Raw genomic sequence first — 24,587 nt, forward strand, 5'->3', positions numbered from 1 at the left:
GAGTAATGGATAAGAAAGCATCTCGCTTAAAACGAGCATTAAAATTGCGTTGCAAAATCAAGAGCTCAGGCGCAAACCGGCTAACCATACACAAGTCTTCGCAGCATATTTATGCTCAAGTACTGAGTAAGGATGGTAAATCTACGATAGCTAGCGCATCGACCACTCAGAATACAATTAAATCAACTGTAAAAAATACAGGCAATATAGAAGCGGCAGCAGAAGTTGGAAAACAGATTGCTTTAAAAGCAATTGAAGCCGGCATAACTGTAGTAGCATTTGATCGTTCAGGTTTTAAATATCATGGACGAGTTAAAGCATTGGCAGATGCTGCGCGTGCAGCTGGTTTACAGTTCTAGGGGATTAAAATGGCAACAGCACCATCTCAAGGTAGTACAGACGGTTTACAGGAAAAATTAGTTTCCGTAAGGCGAGTAGCAAAAGTTGTTAAAGGCGGGAGAGTATTTGGTTTCGCAGCATTGACAGTTGTCGGTGATGGTGATGGCCGCATTGGCTATGGCGTCAGCAAAGCTCGTGAAGTTCCGATTGCAATACAAAAGTCGCTAGAGCAAGCTAGAAAAAACATGAGAAAAGTATCGTTAAAAGGCGACACTCTTCAATATCCAATTACTTCTACTGTTGGCGCTGCAAAAGTTTACATGCAACCTGCTTCGGAAGGTACAGGTATCATTGCTGGTGGTGCAATGAGAGCGGTATTTGAGGTAGTTGGGATTCACAACGTATTAGCAAAGTGCATAGGAACGAACAATCCTATTAATGTTGTGAGAGCCACAATTTCCGGTTTAACTAAGATGCATGATCCTAAATATATTGCTGCAAAACGTGGGTTATCCGTTGAGCAAATAAAAGGACAAGACAATGGCTGATAAAAAATTACTTGTCACATTAATTAAAAGTAAGAATGGTCGTTTGGCTAATCATCTTGCTTGTCTAAAAGGTCTAGGTTTGAGAAAAATTAATCATTCAGTCGAAGTAATTAATACTCCTGAAATACGAGGGATGATTAATAAGGTCTCATACATGTTGAAAGTTGAGGAAATATAAATGTTTCTAAATACCATTCAAGCGAGTAGTGGTTCCCGCAAAAAAGCAAAGCGTGTTGGTCGTGGTATTGGTTCAACATTAGGTAAGACAAGTGGTAGGGGTCATAAAGGGCAAAAGTCCAGAAGTGGCGGCTTCCATAAAGTCGGTTTCGAAGGTGGACAAATGCCTTTGCAAAGACGTCTTCCTAAAGTTGGCTTTAATTCCCGTACAAAGAAATTTACTGCTGAAGTTCGTTTAAGCGAAATTGAATCAATGACTGCTACAACAATTGATCTCAAATCTTTGATTGATGAAAATATTGTTCCAATATTTACCAAATCAGCAAAAATAATATTGTCAGGCAAAATTGAAAAGGCCGTAACTGTAGTGGGCATAAAGGTTACAGCAGGTGCAGCGCAATTAATAACTGCAGTTGGCGGAAAAGTTGAGGTATAAGTGAATACATCAAGGGCTCAAATGGCGGATAAAACAGGTTCAAACTCTGAGCTTAAATCTAGATTGCTTTTTGTACTGGGCGCTTTGTTTGTTTATAGAGTAGGTGCGCACATACCAGTACCAGGCATTGATCCAAAAGCACTGGCCCTTATGTTTGAACAGCAGAGCGGATCCATTTTGGACATGTTTAACATGTTTTCAGGTGGTGCCTTGATGCGTTTAAGTATTTTTGCTTTAGGTATTATGCCTTACATTTCTGCATCGATTATCATGCAATTGATGACGGTTGTCATACCTGCAATGGAGCAGTTAAAAAAAGAAGGCGAATCAGGAAGAAAAAGAATATCTCAATATACCCGTTACGGAACCGTTGTTTTAGCAACATTTCAATCTATAGGTATTTCCTTAGCTTTGCAGAACCAAACTGCTGGTGGATTGCCTGTTGTTATTTCTCCAGGCATGAGCTTTACCATGATTACTGCAATTACGCTGGTAACGGGAACAATCTTCTTGATGTGGCTAGGTGAACAGGTAACCGAAAGAGGTATTGGAAACGGAATTTCACTGATTATCTTCGCAGGTATCGTATCTGGTTTACCTTCTGCAATTGGCGGTACTTTGGAGTTGGCAAGAACAGGCGAAATGAATGGTGCTTTCATTATTCTTTTATTTCTTCTGGCTATTGCAGTTACTGCTTTGGTTGTTTTCGTAGAGCGAGGGCAGCGAAGGATAATTATCAATTATCCCAAAAGGCAGCAAGGAAGGCGGATGTATGCAGGGCAAAGCAGTTTTCTGCCACTTAAGTTAAATATGGCGGGTGTCATTCCTCCAATATTTGCATCGAGTATAATCCTGTTTCCTGCAACAGTCGCAGGTTGGTTTGGAAATGCTGAAGGTTTTAACTGGTTAAAGGATATAGCGACTATGTTATCACCTGGTCAACCGGTTTATGTACTGCTTTATGCTACAGCTATAATATTCTTCTGCTTTTTTTATACAGCATTAGTTTTCAATTCTAAAGAAACTGCTGATAATCTCAAAAAGTCAGGCGCTTACCTGCCAGGTATCCGTCCGGGAATTCAGACAAGCATCTACATCGACAAAGTGATGACTCGTTTAACCTTGATTGGTGCTTTCTATATAACCGGAGTTTGTTTGTTGCCCGAGTTTTTAATTGTGTATTGGAACGTACCTTTCTATTTTGGTGGCACTTCTTTACTGATCATTGTTGTTGTAGTAATGGATTTCATTTCCCAGATGCAGACACACTTAATGTCGCAGCAATATGAAGGGTTAATGAAAAAAGCAAATTTAAAAAGATAAATGATTTGGAGTAAAAAATGAAAGTACGAGCATCAATTAAAAAGATTTGTAGAAAGTGCAAGATTATACGTAGAAATGGTGTTGTTCGTGTCATCTGTGAGGACGGACGTCACAAACAAAGACAAGGATAATATATGTTGCGCCAAAAGTCAGACAATGTTACTATTCGGCGCTTAACTTTAGTGTGATTACTCAGGGGAGTATCTAAATGGCGCGTATTGCCGGAATAAATGTACCAGACCATAAGCATGCAGAAATAGCATTAACAGCTATTTATGGAATTGGTCGTCAAACAGCTAATAATATTTGTAAAGAGGTGGGGATCTTACCATCGTTAAAAATAAAAGAACTCACCGAAGAACAGCTTGAAACTGTTAGAGATGTTATCTCAAAGATGACAGTGGAAGGTGATCTACGTCGTGAAGTTTCAATGAATATTAAGCGATTGATGGATCTTGGTTGCTTTCGTGGTATCCGGCATAGAAGAGGTTTGCCTTTGAGAGGGCAAAGAACCAGAACGAACGCGAGGACTAGGAAAGGTCCACGTAAGCCAATAAGAAAATAAGATATTCCTAAGAGGTTTTATAAATGGCTAGTCCAAATCGTGCTAAAAAGCGCATTAAGAAAGAAGTTGCTGATGGTATTGCGCATGTGCATGCTTCGTTCAATAACACAATAATTACTATAACTGATAGAAAAGGGAATGCTCTATCTTGGGCAACATCTGGTGGATCTGGTTTTAGGGGGTCTAGAAAAAGTACTCCTTTCGCGGCTCAAGTAGCAGCAGAGAAAGCTGGATCAGTTGCTTTAGAATATGGAATGAAAAATCTCGATGTAATGATAAAAGGACCAGGCCCAGGAAGAGAGTCGGCTGTTCGTTCATTAAGTAATCTAGGTTTTAAGATAAGTAACATTGTTGATGTGACGCCAATACCGCACAATGGCTGTCGCCCCCCCAAAAAGCGTCGCGTATAAGATTTGGAGTAGTAATTTATGGCAAGGTATTTAGGGCCTACATGCAAGCTAAGCCGCCGAGAAGGTGCAGATCTTCTGTTGAAAAGCAGAGGAAAATCGTTGGAAAACAAATGCAAATTAGATCAACGTCCTGGTCAGCACGGTACAAAAAGAACCAGAACTTCTGATTATGCAAACCAGCTTAGAGCTAAGCAAAGGCTGAAAAGAATTTATGGATTGCTCGAAAAGCAATTTAGAAATTATTACAAGGTTGCAGATATGAAAAAAGGTGCAACCGGTGAAAACCTATTAAGTCTTTTGGAATCAAGATTGGATAACGTTGTTTATAGAATGGGATTCGCGTCAACTAGAGCTGAGGCGCGTCAATTGGTAAGCCATAAATCAATTATGATTAATCAAAAATTGATTAATATTCCTTCTTATCAAGTTGTACCAGGTGATTTAGTCTCTGTGAGGGAAAAATCAAAAAAGCAACAGAGAATACAAGATTCATTAACTGTGACCGAGCAGTATGGATTTCCTGTATGGGTTGAAGTTAATCCTAAAGAGATGTTAGGTACATTTAAATCGCTTCCAGATCGCGTTGATTTAGGAACTGATATAAATGAACAGCTCGTTGTGGAACTTTACTCGAAATAATAGTTAGCTTACGGGATATAGATGCATAATTGTATATCAGGCTTATTAAAACCACGATTAGTCGAGGTAGTCAGTAAATCTGCAAATCATTCAAGAATTGTAATTGAGCCACTCGAAAGAGGCTTCGGTCATTCCTTGGGCAATGCTTTGCGTCGAGTTTTATTATCTTCAATACCAGGATGTGCAGTTACTGATGTCGAAATAGATGGTGTACTGCATGAGTACACTACCATTGAAGGTGTGCAAGAAGATGTAATTGATATTCTTTTGAATTTAAAAAGTCTTGCTGTTGTTTTACATTCTAAGGATGAAGTGATTCTAACTTTAGAAAAAAACGGTCCAGGTATCGTAAGAGCACTGGATATTGAGCTTCCTCATGATGTGGAAATTCGCAACCCTGATTTAGTCATCGCAAATCTTACTCAAGCTGGTAAGTTAAAGATGAGAATCCGAGTTAAGCGTGGTCGTGGCTATGAGCCTGTTACCATGAGAAAACCAGCCGATGGCGACGTCGTCGGAGCTCTTCAGGTAGATGCTTCATTTAGCCCTGTGATGAAGGTTGCTTATAGTGTTGAAACAACAAGGGTTGAGCAAAGGACAAATTTAGATAAGCTTATTATCGAATTAGAAACAAATGGAACTGTTGACCCGGAAGAAACCATAAAGCATGCAGCTACCATTTTGCATGATCAGCTTTCGGTCTTTGTAGACTTTGAAAAAGTAACTGTACCCGCTATTCAAGTTGAGCCAACTGCTCCAACTGAAACAATTGATCCTATTTTATTAAGACCAGTTGATGATTTGGAATTAACAGTACGATCTGCTAATTGCTTAAAAGCAGAAAATATCTTTTATATAGGGGATCTCATACAAAGGACTGAAGTCGAGCTTCTTAAAACACCAAATCTTGGAAAGAAATCACTTACTGAGATAAAAGATGTTCTCGCTGTTAAAGGATTATCATTAGGAATGCGCCTGGAAAATTGGCCTCCTGAAAATTTAGATCAAAACCAAGCAATAATTTAACTGACATTAGGTCTTAAGTCATGAGACACCGTAAATCCGGAAGAAAATTTAATATAGATAGTAGTCACCGTAAGGCGCTTTTTAGCAACATGGTTGGCTCATTAATAAAGCATGAATTGATTAAAACCACTTTGCCAAAAGCAAAAGAATTAAGACGATATGCAGAGCCGTTAATTACTTTGTCTAAAGAGGACTCAGTTGCGAAGCGTAGAAATGCTTTCGCAAAATTAAGAGACCGTGATGCAGTAACAAAGCTTTTTAATGAGTTAGGCCCGCGTTATAAAAGTCGTCCTGGTGGTTACCTGCGCATAATGAAATGTGGATTTCGTTCAGGAGACGCAGCACCGATGGCTTATGTTGAGCTCGTTGATAGGCCTGATTTTGTTGAGTCCGATATTGATTAACTTCAATAAATTGAAGCATAAAAAAAGCCGGTAAAAAACCGGCTTTTTTTATGCTTGTTTACTTTTAAAATAAAATTTATTTTTCAAGTAATTCAATTTTATTCTGTTTTCCGTTCCAATCGTCAGCATCTGGTAATGGATCTTTAACTTCGCTGATTACAGGCCATTTCTTAGATAAATCAGCATTTAACTGTATAAAAATTTCCTGTCCTTCTGGGACTTCATCTTCAGCAAAAATTGCTTCTGCAGGGCATTCAGGTTCGCATAAAGTGCAATCTATACATTCATCCGGGTCAATCACTAAAAAATTGGGCCCCTCATGAAAACAGTCTACAGGGCAGACATCAACACAATCTGTAAATTTACATTTAATACAATTTTCTGTGACTACAAAAGTCATATTATTTACCAGTTATTATTAGTTAGGAAAAGCGTTCTGCGTTAATGATATCAGAAAGGTTTGAAGGTTTGAACCGGGTAATTTTACTCGCTTAAAGGAAATGTAGTTGTTAAATTTGCCCATGCTTTTTTAGGTAGGTTACTTCGGTCGTCATTTAATGTTTTAATTGATTTTAAAGCAATAGCTTTTATCTGGTTATCGGCAAAACTCTGATTTTGCCGTATAGGAAGCTCTAACGTTTTTTTCAGGTACTGAATGGCTTTAATCGGTTTATTTTGAGAAATTAAATAATCGGCGTAAAAATAATTGGCATCCAGGCTGTGTGGATTAATCTCCAACGCTTTTTTTAAAAAAAATTCAGCTTTATTTTTATCGCCAAAGCTAATGGGCCATCCAGGCGCTTGATAGTAAAGGGAGCCAAGCGTAACGTAAGCCGAACCTTGCATGGTATTGGGGTCTATTTCAATCGCCTTCAATAGTAATTTTCTAGCGGTTTCAATTGAAGTGAGAGCCTTCAATGGGTCTGAATGTTCGGCAGCACTTGAAATAACCACTGCTTCCCAAAATAGTAAATCGGCTGTTTTTGCATTTTGTTTTTTCAAAGTACGGGTTTTCTTCAATAATTTACAATAGCTTGATGCCTTATCTAAGCCCTTTGGCGAGTAATAGATCTTTGCCCATTCGCTCTCAAGATAATCAATTTGAGAAGCCACATTGTTGGAGTGGGCAGTATTTGTAAGTAGCATAAAAGCAACAAGTGTTACAATCTTCATGGTTTTAATTTAATTATTACAAGGATTGAAAGTATTAACTACTGAACTAACAGTCATTTAACTCCATTCTTTATAAGGATGCAATGATAAATTGTTGTTGTAATAACGCAAATCATGCGTGACTTCTGGTCCAAGCCAATCAGGTTTGAAAAACGCTTCATTTGAATCAGTAAGTTCAATTTCGGCAACAATTAAGCCATCATTGTCGCCTTCAAATTCATCAATTTCCCACGTATGTTTGCCTTGAGGAACATAATGTCTTGTTTTTTCAATTAATGGCTTCTTGCAAAGCGACGCTAAAATTTCATAGGCATCTTTTAATGGAATTTCATATTCATATTCCGCTCGCTGATTTCCAATGGTTGCACTTTTTATATTCAACCAGGCTTTGTGATCATCTGTTCTTACTCTGATTGAAGATGTGGGTGCTGAGCTTAAGTAGCCTTGTTTAATTTTTTTACTATGACTGACTTCATTTCGCCATAGTTCACTCATTAGTAAAAACTTGTGTTCAATTTCTATTGCCATCACTGTCCTCATTTTTTTATGTTAAGGGGTTGGATTGATTCAAATCGCTTGTTTTATCGATGTTTCATAATTAACGCAAACCAAGTACTTTCATTTTGTTATAGGCATGACTTTATTAAAGAGGCTGTCGGTGATAAAGTTAGATTCTTACAAATTTACTTGGTATATCGACTGGTCAGCGTTTTTGCTGTCCATTCAACTTAGAGGAGATGCAAATGGCTTACGAATTACCTGCGTTACCGTACGAAAAAGATGCGTTGGTTCCACACATATCCGTGGAAACTATTGATTTTCATTATGGCAAACATCATCAAACTTATGTGACAAACCTGAATAATTTGGTTCCAGGAACTGAATTTGACGGATTGTCATTGGAAGATATCATTAAAAAGTCTTCTGGTGGTATTTTCAACAATGCCGCTCAAATATGGAATCACACCTTTTACTGGAATAGCTTAAGTCCAAATGGTGGTGGCGAACCCACCGGTGGCTTGGCCAATGCCATTAATAGAACATTTGGTTCTTTCCAGGAGTTTAAAGAAGCCTTCACTAAGTGTGCAGTTACAACATTTGGTTCGGGTTGGGCGTGGTTGGTAAAAAATCCTGATGGTACCTTAGCGTTGGTCAGCACCAGCAATGCCGGATGCCCATTAACAGACGGTAAAGTACCTTTGTTAACGTGTGATGTTTGGGAACATGCGTATTACATTGATTATCGCAATGCCCGTCCTGCTTACTTGGAAGCATTCTGGGCTTTAGTCAATTGGGAATTTGCATCAGCAAATTACGAAGCGTAAGGCGGTCTTTATCAACCTGGATTCTGGCGGTATATTGCTGTCAGAGCCCAGGTTTTAATGATCGAATTTTGTTAGTTAGTATCAACACATGGGAATCAATTCTTTTCTGTTAAAAGCTGCAGAAAGAAGTTGATTAAAAAAGCGATAGATAATAAAAAAACGCCCAGGGCCAAGGCAAGCTCAAACTCTCCTCTGCTTGTTTCCAAAGCTATTGCTGTTGTCATTGTTCTCGTTACTCCTTGTATGTTACCTCCCAACATCATGGCGGCACCTACTTCGCCAATAGCCCTGCCGAATCCGTAAATCAGTGCTGCTACCAAGGTTTCCCTGAGTTCGCCGATTAACGGCATAATTTGCTGGTATTTGCTGGCTCCCAGAAATTGCAAGGTCATTTTCAAACGCTGGTCACTTGAATGAACGGCTCCAATTGTCAGGTTCATGATGATTGGAAAGATTAAGCATGCTTCTCCAATAATAACGGCCGGTTGAGTATAAAGTAGCCCCAACTCTCCCATCGGGCCTTTTCGGCTCAATAAACCGTAAAGAACGAGGCCAATCATAACGGTCGGCATTGCCATGAGTGTATTCAGGATATGCTGCAGTGTCCGTTTGAGCCGGAATTCGCTGATGCCGATATAAATGCCCGACACGATTGCAATGATGCCAGCCGTAGTTGTTGCAATAAGCGAAATCTTTAATGAGGTCCAGACGATTTGATAAATTGACGAGTCAAAGTGAATGATTAGCTTAAACGCTTCAATTAAAGATTCAGTAAAGAAACTCATAAGCGGTCAGTTATTCTGAAAGCGCTGCCAATGGCCGGATTGCCCCCCCATTTTTTCAAGCAACCTTACGCCTTGTATACACATTCCTCTGTCAACGGCTTTACACATGTCATAGATGGTTAATAATGCAATTTGCGTCGCATTCAGTGCCTCGATTTCAACGCCGGTTTGACCGGTTGTCTTGACCACAGTTTGGCAGCGTATGCAATGGCGCGGCTGATCGGGTTCAAAAAAGATTTCAACATGGCTGATAGGTAACGGATGACATAGAGGAATCAGTTCAGCAGTTTTTTTACTGGCCATGATGCCCGCAATTCGGGCAATTCCTAGTACGTCGCCTTTTTTGTGATTACCCTTAAGAATTAAAGACAGTGTGCTGGGGCTCATTTCTATAAATCCTTCAACGACAGCGGTTCTATGGGTAATGTCTTTATGGCTGACATCCACCATATGCGCTTCGCCTGACTGATTGAAATGTGTAAGTTTTGACATGGCTAGATTCCAGAGTCGCAATGCCCAGTTTCATTGGGCAAGTTTCGTTCAAAAAGAATAGTTATTCGGTTATAGTGACTCATTATGTAATCTTTTGTATTTCGCGTGAATAGCTATGTCGATTAAGGTCAAGTATTTTGGCAGTTTAAAACTATGGGTGGGACGCTCAGAAGATGAGCTCAACTTTAGTGTCCGCATCTCGGTAAAGGAGGCCTGGCAACAGGTGAATAGCGATAAGCCCATGCCGGTTAATACGCTGTCGTCAGTTAATTTTGACTACGTTGATATTGATTATATGTTGAATGATGGTGATGAGTTGGCTTTCTTTCCACCGGTAACAGGGGGGTGAACGGATGATTCAAATTCGCGAGCATAGCTTTGATCCCTGGACCGAACTGGTCAATTATCAAACCGGGAATAGGAATTTACTGAGTCAGGCCGGGGCTACCTGTGTTTTTGTCGGGACAATGCGTGATTTTAATGATGGCAACAGTGTCAGGAGTATGCGGTTAGAGCATTATTCCGGTATGACAGAAAAGCAACTGGCCAACATCATCGATGCAGCAAAACAGCAATGGCTATTTTCGGATGTATTGCTTATTCACAGGACCGGTGAAATTGAGCCTTCGGAAACCATTGTCCTACTGGCAACTTGGGCTGCGCATCGTGGCGATGCCTATGATGCCAACCGCTATATTATGGAATCATTAAAGTCGAAGGCGCCATTTTGGAAAAAAGAAATATTGGCGGACGGCAAGGCCAGGTGGGTCGATAAAAACACCGATGGGTATTTACAAAAATCAAAGTAAATCATTTTCTCCATGCCAAACTGGGGTCGATCAAGCTGGTAATAACCGGTTAATCATTGGCCAAGTGCATTTATCGCATCCAAGGCTTCCAATTTAAAACGGCAAAATCAATGTTGGGCATTCTAAAAAAAATGAAAACGGAGCTGGCTGAGCCGGTTAATTATCAGTTGTGTCTGGGTGATCAGTTGCTCAATCTCAATGATAATTTAGGCAAACAGGTCAACTTGCGTTTTACAGGCAAAATATCGTGTATTCATTGTGGGCGGGCGACCAAAAAAAGTTTTAGCCAGGGCTATTGTTATCCTTGTTTCATTTCATTGGCGCAATGTGATATGTGCATCATGAAGCCTGAAACCTGTCACTACGATAAAGGGACTTGCAGAGAGCCTGATTGGGGTGAGGCGTTTTGTTATCAGACTCATTATGTGTATCTGGCCAACTCTTCCGGAATTAAAGTAGGTATTACTCGGCAAACACAAATTCCGACTCGCTGGATTGATCAGGGAGCCGTTCAGGCGCTGCCGATTCTGAAGGTGCAGTCGCGGCATATATCCGGTGTGGCCGAGATAGCATTGGCAAAATTGGTCAGCGATAAAACCAGCTGGCAGAAAATGCTGAAAAACGAGAATGAACCGGTTGATCTGATCGCCAAACGCGATGAGCTGATTGAACAGTGTCGGGAGGATTTTACTGAAATAACCCGCCGGTTTGGCGATCAGGCAATCGAGTATCTGCCTGATCAACAGGATATCAGGATACATTACCCCGTTCTTCGCTATCCGGCTAAGGTGACCTCATTTAATTTGGATAAAAATCCAAATGTGAGTGGAGTGCTGCAAGGTATTAAAGGCCAGTATCTGCTATTGGATACCGGTGTGATCAATATCCGAAAATTTACCGGTTACGAGTGCGAATTTGTGCCGGATTCTGCTGCCTGAATGTCTGTAAACTTATCAATCCGGTAACGTTCGGTTGATTGATAATATTCATCAAATCCGACAATGCGGGTCAGTTCGGAAAAGTTTAAAATAGGCGGAGCTGCCGTGCCTGATTTGAGGGCATTTAGGGAGGCCTGCATTGAAACAATGGAGGCGTTCAGTAAAGTTAATGGATAAACTGCAACTTTATAGCCCATGGCCTCTAATTGATCATGAGGTAATAAGGGGGTTTTCCCATACTCAATCAAGTTGGCAACCTTATATCCCGGTACTTCACGGCAATAACGTTCCATTTCGGCTGTACTTTCCGGAGCTTCCAGGAAATTGATGTCGGCGCCGATTACGTCAAAAATCCTGGCGCGATCTATAGCTTCATCAATGCCGTGCGTGGCTCTGGCATCGGTCCTTGCCATGATAAGGATATCTGCGCCTTCATTGCGAGCATCAACTGCAGCCTGTATGCGCATGAAAGCTTCGTTTCTATCGACAACCGATTTACCTTGGGTGTGACCGCAGCGTTTTGGGGCGACTTGATCTTCCAGCATGATGCACGCAAACCCGGCCTGCGCGTAGCCTTTGACGGTCCGTTTAATGTTTGCTGCATTTCCAAAGCCGGTATCACCATCGCCCCAAATCGGAATGGAAACTGAGTTACAGATATTTTGCCCTTGATTTAATATTTCGGCATAAGAAATCAATCCCGTGTCCGGTAGGCCCAGTCGGCTGGCAGATACAGCGAAGCCGCTCATGAAGGCGGTTTCAAAGCCCGCCATTTCGCATAATCTGGCTGATAGGGCGTCATGGCATCCTGGCATGACTAAAATGCCCGGACGGTCAAGGAGCTGGCGAAGTTTGGCGGCGGGCGAAAGTGTGAACATATTCATGATTGGCGAGTAAATTATTTTAATCAATAAAGTTTGGGATATGTAAAACTCAGGAGAAATGACTTGCCATGTTGGATTCAAAAGTCGCAAACTTTGCAAAGATAAGTCTATTTTCCAAAATATTCAAGAATATCAATTTAAAAAGGCCTTATTATGCTTGACGAATTCAGGCAAAACCATTAGGTTATCTAACCTTTTTGAAAAAAAACCTAGTAATTTAGTCATGAATTCGCCAAGGCTATAAATCAGCTAAAAACGAATTGCTTCAGTCAGTTAATTTGAGGGTAAGAGTGTGGAGCTAAACGGCGCACAAATTGTAGTTCAGAGCCTGATCGATGAAGGCGTGGAATATATTTTCGGTTATCCGGGTGGAGCAGTGCTGCATCTTTATGATGCCATTTTCCAGCAGAAAGACCTGAAACATATTCTCGTGCGGCATGAACAAGGCGCAACCCATGCGGCAGATGCCTACGCACGCGCAACCGGAAAAGCAGGCGTTGTTCTGGTAACCTCCGGACCCGGCGCGACCAATGCGATAACAGGAATTGCAACTGCCTACATGGACTCCATACCGATGGTGGTCATTTCCGGTCAAGTGCCGTCGCCAGTGATTGGCAGCGATGCTTTCCAGGAAGTCGATATGATCGGCATCAGCCGCCCCTGCGTAAAGCACAACTTTCTGGTCAAAGACGTCACCAAAATTGCCGAAACGATGAAAAAAGCGTTTCATGTTGCAATGACTGGCCGCCCCGGACCCGTTGTCATAGATGTGCCAAAGGATATTACCGACCCGCGTATAAAAGTCCCTTACAAATATCCTCGTAAAGTGACGATGCGTTCTTATAATCCCGCCGTTATGGGCCATAAGGGGCAAATCAAAAAAGCGGTCGAATTATTGCTGTCAGCCCAACGGCCCATGATTTATTCAGGCGGTGGCGTTATCCTGGGTGAGGCCAGTGATGAACTGACTGAAATGACCCGTTTATTAGGTTATCCGATTACAAATACGTTGATGGGCTTGGGCGCGTTTCCTGCTACTGATCCGCAATTTGTCGGCATGTTGGGGATGCATGGAACCTACGAAGCCAACATGGGGATGCATGAAAGCGATGTGATTTTAGCCGTAGGCGCGCGCTTCGATGACCGTGTAACCGGTAAACTGGCCGAATTTTGTCCGCATGCCCGCATTATTCATATTGATGTAGATCCTGCCTCCATTTCAAAAACTGTTAGAGTCGACATTCCTATTGTGGGCCAGGTCAAGCCGGTTCTTGAGCAAATGATCGAGCTTATCAAAGACAGTAAATCCAAGCCATCCAAAAAAGCTCTGGAAGCCTGGTGGGAGCAAATCGACAAGTGGCGTTCAATAAAATGCCTGGAATATGATAGAAACAGTCCGTTGATCAAGCCGCAATATGTTATCGAGCAATTGTATGAAGTGACCAAAGGAAATGCTTATGTCACTTCCGATGTGGGACAGCATCAAATGTATGCTGCTCAATATTATCATTTTGACAAGCCTCGCCGGTGGATAAACTCCGGTGGTCTCGGTACCATGGGGTTTGGTTTGCCGGCGGCTATTGGTGTTAAACTGGCGTTTCCGGATGCTGATGTTGCTTGCGTAACCGGTGAAGCCAGCATCCAGATGTGTATTCAGGAATTGTCGACTGCGCTGCAATACAAAACTCCGGTTAAAATTATCAACTTGAATAACCGATATATGGGGATGGTCAGACAGTGGCAGGAGTTTTCTTATGAAAGCCGCTATTCACATTCCTACATGGATACGATTCCTGACTTTGTCAAGCTGGCGGAAGCCTATGGGCATGTCGGTATGTATATTGATAAACCGGAAGATGTCAGACCGGCACTTGAAGAGGCCTTTGCAATGAAAGATCGTACCGTATTTATGGATATCATTACTGATCGTACAGAAAATGTTTATCCCATGATTGAATCCGGAAAAGGCCATCATGACATGAAATTAAGAGTTGCGTTAGGCACACCAACAGACAGGGAGTTGGCATAAATGAGACATATCATTTCCATATTGATCGAAAATGAATCGGGAGCATTATCGCGTGTGGCCGGTCTTTTTTCTGCTCGTGGTTATAATATTGAATCGCTGACCGTTGCGCCAACTGAAGACGAAAGTCTTTCCCGTATGACAATTGTTACCTGCGGCAGTGAAGAAATCATTGAGCAAATTACCAAGCAACTCAATAAACTGATTGATGTTGTCAAGCTGATCGATTTGGCCGGGGCGCCTCATGTCGAGCGGGAATTGATGCTGTTGAAAGTTAAAACAACTGATCATGAACGCGGAGAAATAAAACGGATTGCCGATATTTTCAGAGGCCGTATCATTGATGTGACGTCTACGACCTATGTTATTGAAATGACAGGTCCATCCGATAAACTGGATGCATTCATTGACGCGCTGGACAAAGATAAAATCATTGAAGTGGTGCGTTCCGGTCCAACCGGCATTTCCAGAGGTGAGAAAGGTCTGCACCTTTAATGTTTCACAATGCCTTAAAAATTGACGATCGATAAAAATAAGACAAAAAATGTAACTCTGTCAAAGACCGTGTATCGAGTCATCAGGCAGCACACTTAGAATTACCAGGCAGCCGTTATCGGCGGTCTCACATTTATAAATAACAAGAAACGAGAGAAAACATGCAAGTTTATTACGATAAAGACGCCGACCTTTCAGTCATCAGAGCAAAAAAAGTAGCCATTATCGGTTACGGTTCACAAGGTCATGCCCACGCTAATAACCTGAAAGAGTCTGGTGTAGATGTTGTTGTCGGATTACGAGCGAGTTCACCTTCTGTTGCCAAGGCCGAAGGGGCTGGATTAACCGTAAAGTCGGTTCCTGAAGCTGTTGCCAGCGCCGATGTCATCATGATTCTGACGCCTGACGAGTTTCAGTCGCAACTGTATAAAGCCGAAATCGAACCTAACCTTAAAAAAGGTGCGGCACTGGCTTTTGCTCACGGCTTTTCAATTTTGTTTAATCAAGTTGTTCCGCGCGCCGATTTGGACGTCATCATGATTGCACCTAAAGCACCTGGCCATACTGTTCGTTCGGAATTCGTTCGTGGAGGCGGCGTTCCTGACCTGATCGCAATCCATCAGGATTCCTCCGGTATGGCGAAAAGTATTTGTTTATCTTATGCCTCTGCAATTGGCGGCGGTCGTTCAGGCATTATTGAAACGACTTTCCGCGATGAAACCGAAACCGATTTGTTCGGTGAGCAGGCGGTATTATGCGGTGGTGCGGTAGAACTGATCAAAGCCGGTTTCGAAACACTGGTTGAAGCCGGTTATGAGCCGGAAATGGCTTATTTCGAATGCTTGCACGAGCTGAAATTGATCGTCGACCTGATGTATGAAGGCGGCATAGCCAACATGAACTATTCAATTTCGAACAATGCCGAATACGGTGAATATGTAACAGGCCCTAAAATCATCAACGAAGAAAGCCGTTACGCGATGCGTGAAGCGCTGGAAAACATTCAAAAAGGCGAGTATGCGAAAAAGTTTATTCTCGAAGGTTTGACCGGTTATCCGGAAATGACAGCGAGACGCCGCCTCAATGCTGAACACCCGATTGAAGTGGTAGGTGAAAAACTGCGCAGCATGATGCCATGGATTAAAGCGAACCAAATCGTCGATAAATCCAAAAACTAAAGCCGCCCTAAAAGCAGCACTTTAAAACTAAGGCCCTTAATTGGGCCTTAGTTGTTTCTGAACTGGCCTAAACCGTTTTTTTAATGGCCACGATTCAATAACAAATATGACGGCGGTCTTTTTCGAACAAGTCTATTCTGATGACGGAAAGAGGCGTGGTAACCTCGATACTTTGAACTGGGCAACAAAGCGGCCTGATTTGACAAACCGAATGCGCATGGTAAAGCATAAAAAACAATCGTTTGTTTTGTATCGTTTTGTTGTACCCCGCATCGAATTTTCACCAGCATAAAACGAAGCAGGGGAGTTAGATAACGGAAATTAAATTGTAGAGGTAAACATGCAACTGGAAAATGGCTATCTAAACCATGCTAATCATGAAGCTGTTTCTGCGATACTTAAGGCTATCGATAGTGATGTCGAGCGCGGAGAAGATGTGTTGATGTTCGGCTTTTGCGCCGTTTTATTATCGTCCACTGCCGCGCCAATTGCACCGCCAATCGTGCTTTTACCCATCGTAGCTATTGTATTCGCCTGCTCCGCCTCATGGGCCAGATTCAATTATCATAAAATGGCCCAAAAACTGTCAGTAGCTATGCAAGAGCTCAAGCCCAGAGAACGCGCTTTATTACAGCCGTTAGCTGATCTTTTTATAAAAAACCCCATGGAATCTTTAACAGATTCGTTTAATCCGTTTAAAAATCTAAAGCGGATCTATAAGAGTATTTTGGGGGGAATATTGATCAATCCTCTCTGGATACCCATTTTCTATACGATGGGAATTCAGATGACTGAAGAAAAAAATCTTATTGAATTAAACAGAGCCATTATCGGTATTGAACAGCAAATTGCTCCTTATTTGAAATTGCAGGAACAGCAACCGGACATTCCTAACTGAAGGTGTTTAGCGGAATCATAGGCACGTATTCGAGGAAATATTCCTCTTTAATCAAGCCTTCTCGCATGCTGTCACGGTCGATAGTATTTTCAATGCAGGGAAATCGAAATGAAAGTTAAGCGATAAGACATTTTTCGCCCCCTCGTCCTGTGTGTACATCCTATCTCCATGCTTGATTGATTCATCTAGATTACGCACTAGCTAAAAGTATACTTTAATCCTTCGCTGTTGTTGCTTATTGAGCGCCAGTGCTTACCGGTAGTGAAGCCATAGCTATGAATCAAAGGCGCCGTACCAATAAGGTACTAATTTCGTCATCAGTCAGTATTATCGGGTTGGTCTGCATACTGCTTCCACGGCTGTTGGCGACAATGAGCGGAAAATCAGTTTCTGTAATGCCGTAGTTGCTGAGGCGGGGCAATTGCAGTTTTTCGCTCCACTCGGTTAATAGCGAGATTAATGATATGCGCGCCTCGGAATCATCCATTTCTGTCTGCCCTGTCAGTAAACGTCCTACCTGCGCATATTTGGGGAGAGCCGGATTGTCGGGGGAGCGCGCTAGCATGGCCTGGATATTGATATCGGTTGCAGCTGCCACCAATGTGCCGCAAACGACGCCGTGAGGAATAGGAAAGTAGGCACCCAAGGGCGGTGCCAGACCATGCACTGATCCTAATCCCACTTGCGCCAGGGTGATGCCGGAAAGCAAAGCTGCATAGGCCATTGCCGCGCGACCCTGACCGGCAGTTGGTTCAGTGCCTTCCCAAGCGGCAAAAAAACCGTCCTTGAAAGCACTCATGCCGCTCCAGGCCAGGGCGTCGATAAAAGGATTTGCTTTGAGTGAGACGAAAGATTCCAGCAGTTGCGTAAACGCATCCATGCCATCAGCAGCAACGAGTTCGCGTGGGCAACTCGCGAGCAGATCGGGGTCGATCACCGCGTATTCCGGTATCAAACACTCATCACGAAAAGATTTTTTGAAGCCTTCGGGACCTCGCTCGCTCAATACGGCGTTTTTAGTTGCCTCGCTGCCAGTGCCCGCGGTAGTCGGAACGGCAATAAAAGGTTTGCTGGGCCCGCGATAGGTGATGTTTTTGCCGACACCTTCCAGATGATCCATGACCGAATTGCCGTGGGGCAAAAGTCCTGCTATCGCTTTGGCGGCATCAAGCACGCTGCCGCCGCCAATTGCTATGACAACGTCTATCGCTTCGCTGCGAAACCGGCTGACTGTTTGGTCGACCAGTTCCGGTGAGGGTTCGCCTGAAACAGTCACATGCAGCCAGTGCATGCCCTTCGCTTCCAGCGATCCGGTGAAAGATGGCCAGCGGGGTGTGCTGCAAAATGAATGTTTACCGGTTATCAGCAAGGCTGTTTGACCATAGCCCGCGGCTAATCCAGGGACTTCGTTGATACGTCCGCTTCCGAAGATAATGCGCGGTAACCGGGAAATTGAAAATGAAGAGAATTGCATAGGAGTTACTCTTGAGGGAAAAGGCCATCGTAACGGATACCTTGACGAGGTTCAGCCATCCAGTCAGCTACTTGATCGCGCCAGGTTAGGTAGTGAGCAGTTTGCTTGTGAGCCGCCGCATCTTCGGCAGACGCATAGGCTTCATACAGAATAAACTGCCCCGGATTTTCGGGTGATTGCAGCACATCAAATCGCCGGTTACCGGCTTCGCCGATGGATGCTTCATGATTGAGGCGCGTAGCGGCGATAAATTCATCAATATGACCGGGTTTTACTTGTACATGAACCAACGTAACGTGCATAAAGACTCCTTATAAACGAGTGATAGTGCTCGCATTATACTGTATGCAGCATCGTTTCAGGTTGACTGGACATCGGCTTGATAATCGATAAATTCAAAATCATCACGTCATTAATTTGTATGCTATAAAGCTGTTTTTTTCGTTTAACCTTCATTTCCCGAAGCGCATCTTACTTATGGATACATCCGTCAGCGATAAAGACTCTCAGTTACTTGATATCCAGGCAGCCAGGGCAGAAATTACCCTGAATGCCCAGTTTGACAAGGCCTTTATTATTATGAATGCGCTAGCAGCGATCATTGCATCATACGGCTTGTTGGCAGACAGTTCATCCGGAGTTATTGGCGCCATGCTGGTCGCCATGCTGTTAGGTCCTATTGCGGGCTTGTCCTTATCATTAGTTGATGGTAATCATGCGCTATTACGTCAGTCTTTGCTGTCATTACTTGGAGGTACCGGAATTGTAGTGTTGTGTGCCTTCATCATCGGTGTTTTGCATACCGATATTCCTGCTGGTAATGAATTGATAGGCAGAACGCATCCCAATTATCTCGATTTGATGATCGCTTTAGCGGGTGGCGCGGTTGGCGCTTATGCTGTCATCACGCCACGCATTGTAAACGCGGTTGTTGGCGTCGCCATTGCCACGGCGTTGGTTCCGCCTTTGTGTACGGGCACAATTTTTTTAGCAAGAGGCGAGCTGGACAATGCTTTCGGGGCCTACCTTTTGGCTTTTGCCAATATTGTCGCCATTCAGTTTTCTTTCTCAATCGTGCTCTGGCTGTGCGGGTTTCGTAAAGCCACGGATGAGTTTTTTCGCAGTAAAAAAGTTGTCTGGTTAAACGGTGTCTCCCTTGTGTTGATGATTTTGTTGTTTGCTGTGCTGGGAGCAAATACCAAAGAGGTGGTAGGCAATATGCTGTTTGAAACCAATGCCCGTAAAATTTTGCTGGACGAATTAAAAGCTTATCAAGGTGCACAATTGCTTTCCTTACGGATAGACAATGATGACGGCAAAAATATTATTCGAGCTCAAGTAAACAGTCCATTGGATTTTACCGCCCAGGATGTTGCCAAGTTTGAATCCAAGTTTCCTGTTGCTCCAAACAATTTGCCCAGTGAGTTACGGTTACGCCATGTAAGAGTTAAGGTGATGACCAGAAGCGGAGATAGGTACGATATACAACTGAGTCAAAAAGATGGAGCTACAGATAACTCACCCTGAGTCTTTACCTGCATAAGCAGTCGGCGCTCCGAACTTCATTTTGGGGCAAATAAACAGACGTGCACTAAAAGGGAACTGCGTTTCTGTCAATACGCTGCAAACAAGCCATCTCATAATGCGTTTCAGGTTTAGCGAAGCCTACTCTCATCCTTATTCATGGCCTTGCTTCGATGTTGGTTCAATTATTGCTGATTTTTGATCGATTGATCCAATAATGTCTCTAAAGGTAACTAAGTATGACTGGAAATGCCGCACGTCTTCACGCCGTTCAAAATATCACCAACCGCCAGCCTTTCCCTCATAAAGCTCCTGAACCGCTGAGTAATTTATGGGCAAGTGATGTGTTTACGCTCAGTAAAATGAAGGAAAGTCTTCCTAAAGAAGTTTTTAAATCAGTAAAGAAAACCATTGAAACCAGTGCTGAACTGGATGTTTCGATTGCTGATGTAGTGGCATTGGCGATGAAAGACTGGGCCTTGTCCAAGGGCGCGCTGTATTATGCCCATGTATTTTATCCGTTAACTAACGCTACAGCGGAGAAGCACGATGGCTTCATTTCTGTTCAAAGCGATGGTTCTGTTATCTCTGAATTCAGCGGTAAAGTGTTGGTGCAAGGCGAGCCGGATGGTTCATCGTTTCCTAATGGAGGCATCCGTTCTACATTTGAAGCAAGGGGTTATACTGCCTGGGATGTCAGCAGCCCGGCTTACATCATGGCGACCGATAATGGTGCAACGCTCTGTATTCCGACCGTTTTTATATCATGGACCGGAGAGGCCTTAGATAAAAAAACTCCGTTATTACGTGCCAATGCCGCCATGAACAAAGCGGCGCAACGGGTTTTATCTCTAATGGGAAACACGGATATCGCTCCCGTAAATTCCAGTTGCGGTGCTGAACAGGAATATTTTCTGGTTGATACCAACTTTGTCAATAGTCGCCCGGACTTGCTTTTGGCTGGCAGAACGCTGTTTGGGGCGCCCGCCGCTAAAGGCCAGCAATTTGATGACCATTACTTTGGCGCGATACCTGAACGCATCCAGGTTTATATGCAGGATGTTGAGGAGCAGTTATACCGATTGGGTATTCCTGCCAAAACCCGGCATAACGAAGTGGCGCCCGGACAATTTGAAATTGCTCCTTTTTTTGAATCCGCCAACGTTGCGACTGACCATCAGCAATTATTGATGACCGTATTAAAAAACACCGCCAAACGCCACGGTCTGGTTTGTCTTTTACACGAAAAACCTTTTAAGGGCATTAACGGTTCCGGTAAGCATGTCAACTGGTCAGTCGGAAACGTTACTCAGGGAAATTTACTGGATCCAGGCTCAACACCGCACTCCAATACCCAATTTTTGTTGTTTTGCGGCGCAGTAATCCGTGGTGTACATAAATACGGACCCTTGCTGAGAGCCGCCGTGGCTACCGCCAGCAATGATCACAGACTGGGAGCGAATGAAGCACCACCGGCGATCATGTCCGTTTATTTGGGCACACAACTCGATAATGTTTTCGAGCAAATCAAGGACGGCAAAATTACCGGATCACTAAATGCCGGCGTTATGAATCTGGGGATAAATACCATACCCGTGTTTAATAAAGATGCGGGTGATCGAAATCGCACTTCGCCTTTTGCCTTTACCGGTAATCGTTTTGAATTCCGGGCGGTGGGTTCCGGGCAATCTGTAGCCGGTCCGTTAGTGACCATGAACACCATTTTGGCGGACTCTTTGAACTGGGTTGCAGATTCCCTGGAAAGTTTGCTGTCCAGCGGTTCAGATCTGGATACTGCCATCCTGAAAACCCTAAAAGAAATCATCGATCAACACGGTGCGGTGGTCTTTGGTGGTAACGGCTATTCCTCTGAATGGCACAAAATGGCAGTTGAAGAACGCGGACTGGCGAATCTTAAAACTGCAGCCGATGCTTTGCCGGTTTTAAAAGAGCCGCATATTGAGGCTTTGTTTGACAAACTGGGCGTCTTATCACCCGTTGAACTTGCCAGCCGTTTTGAAATTTATGCCGAGCAATACATTCTTGCCATTGAAGTAGAGGCCAAGCTTGTGGTCAGCATGGCTAAAACCGGCATCTATCCAGGTGCGATCAAGTATTTGTCCGAAATTTCTGCGACTATCAGCAGTTTGAAAAGTAATGGCACAGAGCTCTGTAATAAACGATTGGTAGAGATTTCAACGCTGGTCAATTCAATGATGGAAGCCGTGGATAAATTAAGTGCGGCTATTGGACAGCATGACTTTGATAACGCGGAAGAACACATGCAGTTTTGTGCCAAGACTATCCGTCCAATAATGGATGAAGTTCGAAAATTTGCTGATCTTCTGGAAGGTGAAATCGCTAACGAATTGTGGCCCTATCCAACGTATCAGGAAATGCTGTTTGTTAAATAGCTGCGCGAGACGTGATAAAAAACCGGCTCATAGCACAATGGCTGCATCAGTTAATGCAGCCATTTCCTTCGTTTTTTCAATTTAAGTACCGTCCTATTCCCAGCGGATAAACCTGCATGACTGCCGCTATGGCGGCAGTCATGACGGCCAATAGAAAAAACAACGACAACCCTGATGACGTTCTTGCCACGATTTCAATAGGGTCGGTTAGTTTCATTTGTGTTAGAGGCGCGAAAGTGGCGGCTAACATTCCGGAAAGGGTCGCCAATCCAGTTGCCAGAACGCCCGTTATCATCGATGCACACCAGGGGCAGGTGTGTTCAGCATGGGGTTTGTAATAATTACACCCGTCATCCAGTCCTAGCCAGGGCCAATTACAGCCGCATTGAAACAGAAAACCGCAAAGCGGTGTGATGGTAATGAGCGAAATGAGACAGGTCAGCGTGGCGGCAATCAATTTGTTCCTGAACGGTTGTTGAATGGTCATTTGCTTCACGATGCCCGTTTTGTTATTGCAAACCTTGCTTCATATCCACCTTGCTGTAGCCTAACAAGGTGCCTGTGGCGTAAGCCAGATCGATGAGCGCAACCTGATAATCAGCAATGGCTTTGACTTCTTTGGTTTGCGCATCGCCCAGTTTGGTTAACGTTTCCAGCACTTCGGTCATGGTTCTGATGCCTTCGTTAAATTGTTTCAGTTCAGCATCATAGTTTGAGCCCGCCAGTACCACATTTTGCCGGTTGGCGATAATCCGTTGCCAGTTTTGGTCGACTTGATCAAGCGCGTCATAAATTTCCCTGCGTACCGTTAATTCCTTCAGATCGCGTGTGGTCAAGCGTTGCAAGCGCTGCTGGACCGCGCGGTTCAACCGTGATTTACGTAATTCGTTGGTTAATGGTATTTCGACTTTTAAACCAATAGACCAGTCATCATATTGCCCCCCAAACGCATCCGAATAAGCGTTACCAAAATCATCGTTGCGGCCTTGTGAGCCATAGCTGTAATCCAGCATGAACATCGGTAGGGTCTGGTTTTCCAGATAATCAATCTTGGTTGAATCGGCGGCCAGTTTGAGTTCCATCTCCAGTAATTCCAGACGGCCTTCCAGGGCTTTTTTTGCCAATTCATTTCTGTCGAAATCAAAACTTAACAGGGTTGGCGGGGTCGCGGGAACCAAAACTGTGGCGGTATCCAGGTCGTAGCGGCTGTCATTTAAAAACTGCAACAGTTTGCGCTGACTCAATTTGAGTTTGGTTTTTGCAACAATCAAAGTCTCCATGCGTTCGGCAACGCCTATTTCGGCTCTGTTCGTTTCAATTGCAGCGGTCAGTCCCTCGGCAACCCGGCGTCTGACCATCACCAAATTCTGGCTGGCAATTTCATATTGCTGACGGCGGATGTCCAACTCGCCCCAGGCCGCATAAAGAGACCAGTAGGCTTTATCGATAGCGGCCAATACCCGAATACTTTGCAGCCGGGTTTTAAGATCGGTAATGTCCTGTTCATAACGGGCGATGCGAATGCCGGCCACATTGGTTGCAATTCCTGCATCGCGCAACAGCGGCTGGCTCATTGAAAAGCGTAACGCCCCCAGGTATTGATCCGATGGCACATAACGGCTGGTATCTTTATTGTTGAGCGGACTGGACAGCGTTATTTTTCCACCAGTGCGCAACGGAATAATTACCCCGGCTTCAATGTCCAGTTGTTCGGTATCCTGCGGCAACATATTCAGCTTGGCTATTTCATTCTTCAGCGGCGAGTTTTTATCCACCGGTTTGAAACTGACGACATCGCCGTCAAGTAACGGCGTACTCTTGTTGGCATATTTGGCATTGGCAAAAATCAGATCATCAAACTTGGCTTTTTCTTCGCTGACATAGGTCGCGGCAATAGACGGCTCTATTAGCGCGATTTTCAAGTCCAGATTGTTTTCCAGCGCCATACTGCGGGCTTCGGCGATGGATAATTGCTTGTTTTCCTCGCCGGAGCCAGTTTTCGTTTTTTCTAAAATAACGGGCGGTGCCTCCAGTTTCAGCGTTTGCTGCCTGGATTTGGCTTCTGTGATGGCTGTTTCCATCGTTTTAGGCGGTGTTTTAGACAACTCGGGCAGCGGTAGACTTTCATCGTTTTGCATGCGGCGCTCGACTTTTTGGGAAAGATCGGCTTTAGGCCCGGTATCGAAATACGCAGTACAGCCTGATAATAAAACCAGGGTGCAAGCAGTCACATAACCTGAAAGCGATTTATCGGTAGGCATAGGTGATGTTGTATTTCTAATTTTAAAAGGCATGATCTGTTAGC

At 43.6% G+C, this 24,587-nt stretch carries 31 protein-coding genes; 21 read left to right on the top strand and 10 right to left on the bottom strand.

Features of this window, described 5'->3' with window-relative positions; translation table 11 throughout:
• Window positions 1-5: 5 nt before the first annotated feature.
• The 11 genes from rplR (at window position 6) to rplQ (ending at window position 5,867) form a co-directional block, all read left to right on the top strand.
• On the top strand, window positions 6-359 hold the full coding sequence (gene rplR / locus GO003_RS06790; RefSeq protein ID WP_159658971.1) for a 50S ribosomal protein L18: 354 nt from the start codon (window positions 6-8) through the stop codon (window positions 357-359).
• A gap of 9 nt (window positions 360-368) precedes the next feature.
• Window positions 369-887, top strand: a complete 519-nt coding sequence (rpsE, locus tag GO003_RS06795; protein ID WP_159658970.1) for a 30S ribosomal protein S5 — start codon at window positions 369-371, stop codon at window positions 885-887.
• Entirely contained in the window at window positions 880-1,065 is a 186-nt protein-coding gene (rpmD, locus tag GO003_RS06800) for a 50S ribosomal protein L30 (RefSeq protein WP_159658969.1), read from the top strand. Before rpsE ends, rpmD begins: the two co-directional genes overlap by 8 nt.
• Window positions 1,066-1,500 (top strand): 50S ribosomal protein L15, encoded by a 435-nt coding sequence (gene rplO / locus GO003_RS06805; RefSeq protein WP_159658968.1) that lies wholly within the window; start codon window positions 1,066-1,068, stop codon window positions 1,498-1,500.
• Between the two features lie 21 nt (window positions 1,501-1,521).
• Window positions 1,522-2,823, top strand: a complete 1,302-nt coding sequence (gene secY, locus GO003_RS06810) for a preprotein translocase subunit SecY (protein ID WP_159658967.1) — start codon at window positions 1,522-1,524, stop codon at window positions 2,821-2,823.
• A gap of 17 nt (window positions 2,824-2,840) precedes the next feature.
• A complete protein-coding gene (gene rpmJ / locus GO003_RS06815; protein WP_159658966.1) occupies window positions 2,841-2,954 on the top strand; it encodes a 50S ribosomal protein L36 in 114 nt (37 codons plus the stop codon).
• 77 nt (window positions 2,955-3,031) lie between these two features.
• The gene (rpsM, locus tag GO003_RS06820) at window positions 3,032-3,388 is read left to right on the top strand and encodes a 30S ribosomal protein S13 (protein WP_159658965.1); all 357 of its coding nucleotides are present in this window, start codon (window positions 3,032-3,034) and stop codon (window positions 3,386-3,388) included.
• 23 nt (window positions 3,389-3,411) lie between these two features.
• Window positions 3,412-3,798, top strand: a complete 387-nt coding sequence (rpsK, locus tag GO003_RS06825; RefSeq protein ID WP_159658964.1) for a 30S ribosomal protein S11 — start codon at window positions 3,412-3,414, stop codon at window positions 3,796-3,798.
• A gap of 18 nt (window positions 3,799-3,816) precedes the next feature.
• Complete coding sequence (gene rpsD / locus GO003_RS06830; protein ID WP_159658963.1) at window positions 3,817-4,437, top strand: 30S ribosomal protein S4; 621 nt, start codon at window positions 3,817-3,819, stop codon at window positions 4,435-4,437.
• Window positions 4,438-4,458: 21 nt separating this feature from the next.
• On the top strand, window positions 4,459-5,463 hold the full coding sequence (locus GO003_RS06835) for a DNA-directed RNA polymerase subunit alpha (protein WP_159658962.1): 1,005 nt from the start codon (window positions 4,459-4,461) through the stop codon (window positions 5,461-5,463).
• Between the two features lie 20 nt (window positions 5,464-5,483).
• Window positions 5,484-5,867 carry a 50S ribosomal protein L17 gene (rplQ, locus tag GO003_RS06840; protein ID WP_159658961.1) on the top strand — a complete coding sequence of 128 codons (384 nt, stop codon included), beginning with the start codon at window positions 5,484-5,486 and terminating at the stop codon, window positions 5,865-5,867.
• Window positions 5,868-5,943: 76 nt separating this feature from the next.
• On the opposite strand, the gene fdxA is transcribed toward rplQ, so the two are convergent.
• The 3 genes from fdxA to GO003_RS06855 all read right to left on the bottom strand — a co-directional run bounded on the left by fdxA (window position 5,944) and on the right by GO003_RS06855 (window position 7,568).
• A complete protein-coding gene (gene fdxA / locus GO003_RS06845) occupies window positions 5,944-6,267 on the bottom strand; it encodes a ferredoxin FdxA (RefSeq protein WP_159658960.1) in 324 nt (107 codons plus the stop codon).
• 83 nt (window positions 6,268-6,350) lie between these two features.
• Complete coding sequence (locus GO003_RS06850) at window positions 6,351-7,040, bottom strand: tetratricopeptide repeat protein (protein WP_159658959.1); 690 nt, start codon at window positions 7,038-7,040, stop codon at window positions 6,351-6,353.
• A gap of 57 nt (window positions 7,041-7,097) precedes the next feature.
• A complete protein-coding gene (locus tag GO003_RS06855) occupies window positions 7,098-7,568 on the bottom strand; it encodes a CYTH domain-containing protein (protein WP_159658958.1) in 471 nt (156 codons plus the stop codon).
• 215 nt (window positions 7,569-7,783) lie between these two features.
• Here GO003_RS06855 and sodB point away from each other — a divergent pair, with 215 nt between their 5' ends.
• Window positions 7,784-8,365: a superoxide dismutase [Fe] gene (gene sodB / locus GO003_RS06860; protein ID WP_159658957.1), complete on the top strand. Its 582-nt coding sequence runs from the start codon at window positions 7,784-7,786 to the stop codon at window positions 8,363-8,365.
• 95 nt (window positions 8,366-8,460) lie between these two features.
• Here the strand turns inward: sodB and GO003_RS06865 are convergent, their stop codons facing one another.
• Window positions 8,461-9,150, bottom strand: coding sequence for an ABC transporter permease (locus GO003_RS06865; RefSeq protein WP_159658956.1), 690 nt, complete (start codon window positions 9,148-9,150; stop codon window positions 8,461-8,463).
• A gap of 6 nt (window positions 9,151-9,156) precedes the next feature.
• Entirely contained in the window at window positions 9,157-9,642 is a 486-nt protein-coding gene (gene moaC, locus GO003_RS06870; protein ID WP_159658955.1) for a cyclic pyranopterin monophosphate synthase MoaC, read from the bottom strand.
• A gap of 115 nt (window positions 9,643-9,757) precedes the next feature.
• On the opposite strand from moaC, the gene GO003_RS06875 reads away from it, so the two are divergent.
• The 3 genes from GO003_RS06875 (at window position 9,758) to GO003_RS06885 (ending at window position 11,389) form a co-directional block, all read left to right on the top strand.
• Window positions 9,758-9,991, top strand: a complete 234-nt coding sequence (locus tag GO003_RS06875; RefSeq protein WP_159658954.1) for a MoaD/ThiS family protein — start codon at window positions 9,758-9,760, stop codon at window positions 9,989-9,991.
• A 4-nt stretch (window positions 9,992-9,995) separates the two neighbouring features.
• Complete coding sequence (locus tag GO003_RS06880; RefSeq protein WP_159658953.1) at window positions 9,996-10,451, top strand: molybdenum cofactor biosynthesis protein MoaE; 456 nt, start codon at window positions 9,996-9,998, stop codon at window positions 10,449-10,451.
• Between the two features lie 110 nt (window positions 10,452-10,561).
• The gene (locus GO003_RS06885; RefSeq protein ID WP_159658952.1) at window positions 10,562-11,389 is read left to right on the top strand and encodes a DUF2797 domain-containing protein; all 828 of its coding nucleotides are present in this window, start codon (window positions 10,562-10,564) and stop codon (window positions 11,387-11,389) included.
• Here GO003_RS06885 and GO003_RS06890 read toward each other — a convergent pair.
• Window positions 11,353-12,273, bottom strand: coding sequence for an isocitrate lyase/PEP mutase family protein (locus GO003_RS06890; protein WP_231088850.1), 921 nt, complete (start codon window positions 12,271-12,273; stop codon window positions 11,353-11,355). The two genes, GO003_RS06885 and GO003_RS06890, sit on opposite strands and share 37 nt — an antisense overlap.
• Before the next feature lie 292 nt (window positions 12,274-12,565).
• Between GO003_RS06890 and GO003_RS06895 the strand changes: the two genes are divergently transcribed.
• The 4 genes from GO003_RS06895 to GO003_RS06910 all read left to right on the top strand — a co-directional run bounded on the left by GO003_RS06895 (window position 12,566) and on the right by GO003_RS06910 (window position 16,870).
• Window positions 12,566-14,302 carry an acetolactate synthase 3 large subunit gene (locus GO003_RS06895; protein WP_159658951.1) on the top strand — a complete coding sequence of 579 codons (1,737 nt, stop codon included), beginning with the start codon at window positions 12,566-12,568 and terminating at the stop codon, window positions 14,300-14,302.
• Complete coding sequence (ilvN, locus tag GO003_RS06900; RefSeq protein WP_159658950.1) at window positions 14,303-14,794, top strand: acetolactate synthase small subunit; 492 nt, start codon at window positions 14,303-14,305, stop codon at window positions 14,792-14,794.
• Between the two features lie 161 nt (window positions 14,795-14,955).
• On the top strand, window positions 14,956-15,972 hold the full coding sequence (gene ilvC / locus GO003_RS06905; protein WP_159658949.1) for a ketol-acid reductoisomerase: 1,017 nt from the start codon (window positions 14,956-14,958) through the stop codon (window positions 15,970-15,972).
• 340 nt (window positions 15,973-16,312) lie between these two features.
• Window positions 16,313-16,870 (top strand): hypothetical protein, encoded by a 558-nt coding sequence (locus GO003_RS06910; protein ID WP_159658948.1) that lies wholly within the window; start codon window positions 16,313-16,315, stop codon window positions 16,868-16,870.
• Between the two features lie 280 nt (window positions 16,871-17,150).
• Here the strand turns inward: GO003_RS06910 and GO003_RS06915 are convergent, their stop codons facing one another.
• Together GO003_RS06915 and GO003_RS06920 are read right to left on the bottom strand one after the other, a co-directional pair.
• Entirely contained in the window at window positions 17,151-18,344 is a 1,194-nt protein-coding gene (locus GO003_RS06915; protein ID WP_159658947.1) for an iron-containing alcohol dehydrogenase, read from the bottom strand.
• Window positions 18,345-18,349: 5 nt separating this feature from the next.
• On the bottom strand, window positions 18,350-18,646 hold the full coding sequence (locus tag GO003_RS06920) for an antibiotic biosynthesis monooxygenase (protein WP_159658946.1): 297 nt from the start codon (window positions 18,644-18,646) through the stop codon (window positions 18,350-18,352).
• A gap of 175 nt (window positions 18,647-18,821) precedes the next feature.
• Between GO003_RS06920 and GO003_RS06925 the strand changes: the two genes are divergently transcribed.
• The gene (locus GO003_RS06925) at window positions 18,822-19,871 is read left to right on the top strand and encodes a DUF389 domain-containing protein (protein ID WP_159658945.1); all 1,050 of its coding nucleotides are present in this window, start codon (window positions 18,822-18,824) and stop codon (window positions 19,869-19,871) included.
• A 236-nt stretch (window positions 19,872-20,107) separates the two neighbouring features.
• On the top strand, window positions 20,108-22,282 hold the full coding sequence (locus tag GO003_RS06930; RefSeq protein ID WP_159658944.1) for a glutamine synthetase III family protein: 2,175 nt from the start codon (window positions 20,108-20,110) through the stop codon (window positions 22,280-22,282).
• Window positions 22,283-22,358: 76 nt separating this feature from the next.
• Here GO003_RS06930 and GO003_RS06935 read toward each other — a convergent pair whose 3' ends face one another.
• Window positions 22,359-22,769, bottom strand: a complete 411-nt coding sequence (locus GO003_RS06935; protein WP_159658943.1) for a hypothetical protein — start codon at window positions 22,767-22,769, stop codon at window positions 22,359-22,361.
• Window positions 22,770-22,791: 22 nt separating this feature from the next.
• Entirely contained in the window at window positions 22,792-24,576 is a 1,785-nt protein-coding gene (locus tag GO003_RS06940; RefSeq protein WP_231088851.1) for a TolC family protein, read from the bottom strand.
• Window positions 24,577-24,587 lie beyond the last annotated feature (11 nt).

The sequence above is a fragment of the Methylicorpusculum oleiharenae genome, assembly GCF_009828925.2.
Lineage (GTDB): Bacteria > Pseudomonadota > Gammaproteobacteria > Methylococcales > Methylomonadaceae > Methylicorpusculum > Methylicorpusculum oleiharenae.

What these genes read in the sequence shown, in the direction of transcription:
- rplR (WP_159658971.1), top strand. Translation starts at nt 6, where the DNA reads ATGGATAAGAAAGCATCTCGCTTAAAACGAGCATTAAAATTGCGTTGC.
- rpsE (WP_159658970.1), top strand. Translation starts at nt 369, where the DNA reads ATGGCAACAGCACCATCTCAAGGTAGTACAGACGGTTTACAGGAAAAA.
- rpmD (WP_159658969.1), top strand. Translation starts at nt 880, where the DNA reads ATGGCTGATAAAAAATTACTTGTCACATTAATTAAAAGTAAGAATGGT.
- rplO (WP_159658968.1), top strand. Translation starts at nt 1,066, where the DNA reads ATGTTTCTAAATACCATTCAAGCGAGTAGTGGTTCCCGCAAAAAAGCA.
- secY (WP_159658967.1), top strand. Translation starts at nt 1,522, where the DNA reads ATGGCGGATAAAACAGGTTCAAACTCTGAGCTTAAATCTAGATTGCTT.
- rpmJ (WP_159658966.1), top strand. Translation starts at nt 2,841, where the DNA reads ATGAAAGTACGAGCATCAATTAAAAAGATTTGTAGAAAGTGCAAGATT.
- rpsM (WP_159658965.1), top strand. Translation starts at nt 3,032, where the DNA reads ATGGCGCGTATTGCCGGAATAAATGTACCAGACCATAAGCATGCAGAA.
- rpsK (WP_159658964.1), top strand. Translation starts at nt 3,412, where the DNA reads ATGGCTAGTCCAAATCGTGCTAAAAAGCGCATTAAGAAAGAAGTTGCT.
- rpsD (WP_159658963.1), top strand. Translation starts at nt 3,817, where the DNA reads ATGGCAAGGTATTTAGGGCCTACATGCAAGCTAAGCCGCCGAGAAGGT.
- GO003_RS06835 (WP_159658962.1), top strand. Translation starts at nt 4,459, where the DNA reads ATGCATAATTGTATATCAGGCTTATTAAAACCACGATTAGTCGAGGTA.
- rplQ (WP_159658961.1), top strand. Translation starts at nt 5,484, where the DNA reads ATGAGACACCGTAAATCCGGAAGAAAATTTAATATAGATAGTAGTCAC.
- fdxA (WP_159658960.1), bottom strand. Translation starts at nt 6,267, where the DNA reads ATGACTTTTGTAGTCACAGAAAATTGTATTAAATGTAAATTTACAGAT.
- GO003_RS06850 (WP_159658959.1), bottom strand. Translation starts at nt 7,040, where the DNA reads ATGAAGATTGTAACACTTGTTGCTTTTATGCTACTTACAAATACTGCC.
- GO003_RS06855 (WP_159658958.1), bottom strand. Translation starts at nt 7,568, where the DNA reads ATGGCAATAGAAATTGAACACAAGTTTTTACTAATGAGTGAACTATGG.
- sodB (WP_159658957.1), top strand. Translation starts at nt 7,784, where the DNA reads ATGGCTTACGAATTACCTGCGTTACCGTACGAAAAAGATGCGTTGGTT.
- GO003_RS06865 (WP_159658956.1), bottom strand. Translation starts at nt 9,150, where the DNA reads ATGAGTTTCTTTACTGAATCTTTAATTGAAGCGTTTAAGCTAATCATT.
- moaC (WP_159658955.1), bottom strand. Translation starts at nt 9,642, where the DNA reads ATGTCAAAACTTACACATTTCAATCAGTCAGGCGAAGCGCATATGGTG.
- GO003_RS06875 (WP_159658954.1), top strand. Translation starts at nt 9,758, where the DNA reads ATGTCGATTAAGGTCAAGTATTTTGGCAGTTTAAAACTATGGGTGGGA.
- GO003_RS06880 (WP_159658953.1), top strand. Translation starts at nt 9,996, where the DNA reads ATGATTCAAATTCGCGAGCATAGCTTTGATCCCTGGACCGAACTGGTC.
- GO003_RS06885 (WP_159658952.1), top strand. Translation starts at nt 10,562, where the DNA reads ATGTTGGGCATTCTAAAAAAAATGAAAACGGAGCTGGCTGAGCCGGTT.
- GO003_RS06890 (WP_231088850.1), bottom strand. Translation starts at nt 12,273, where the DNA reads ATGAATATGTTCACACTTTCGCCCGCCGCCAAACTTCGCCAGCTCCTT.
- ilvN (WP_159658950.1), top strand. Translation starts at nt 14,303, where the DNA reads ATGAGACATATCATTTCCATATTGATCGAAAATGAATCGGGAGCATTA.
- ilvC (WP_159658949.1), top strand. Translation starts at nt 14,956, where the DNA reads ATGCAAGTTTATTACGATAAAGACGCCGACCTTTCAGTCATCAGAGCA.
- GO003_RS06910 (WP_159658948.1), top strand. Translation starts at nt 16,313, where the DNA reads ATGCAACTGGAAAATGGCTATCTAAACCATGCTAATCATGAAGCTGTT.
- GO003_RS06915 (WP_159658947.1), bottom strand. Translation starts at nt 18,344, where the DNA reads ATGCAATTCTCTTCATTTTCAATTTCCCGGTTACCGCGCATTATCTTC.
- GO003_RS06920 (WP_159658946.1), bottom strand. Translation starts at nt 18,646, where the DNA reads ATGCACGTTACGTTGGTTCATGTACAAGTAAAACCCGGTCATATTGAT.
- GO003_RS06925 (WP_159658945.1), top strand. Translation starts at nt 18,822, where the DNA reads ATGGATACATCCGTCAGCGATAAAGACTCTCAGTTACTTGATATCCAG.
- GO003_RS06930 (WP_159658944.1), top strand. Translation starts at nt 20,108, where the DNA reads ATGACTGGAAATGCCGCACGTCTTCACGCCGTTCAAAATATCACCAAC.
- GO003_RS06935 (WP_159658943.1), bottom strand. Translation starts at nt 22,769, where the DNA reads ATGACCATTCAACAACCGTTCAGGAACAAATTGATTGCCGCCACGCTG.
- GO003_RS06940 (WP_231088851.1), bottom strand. Translation starts at nt 24,576, where the DNA reads ATGCCTTTTAAAATTAGAAATACAACATCACCTATGCCTACCGATAAA.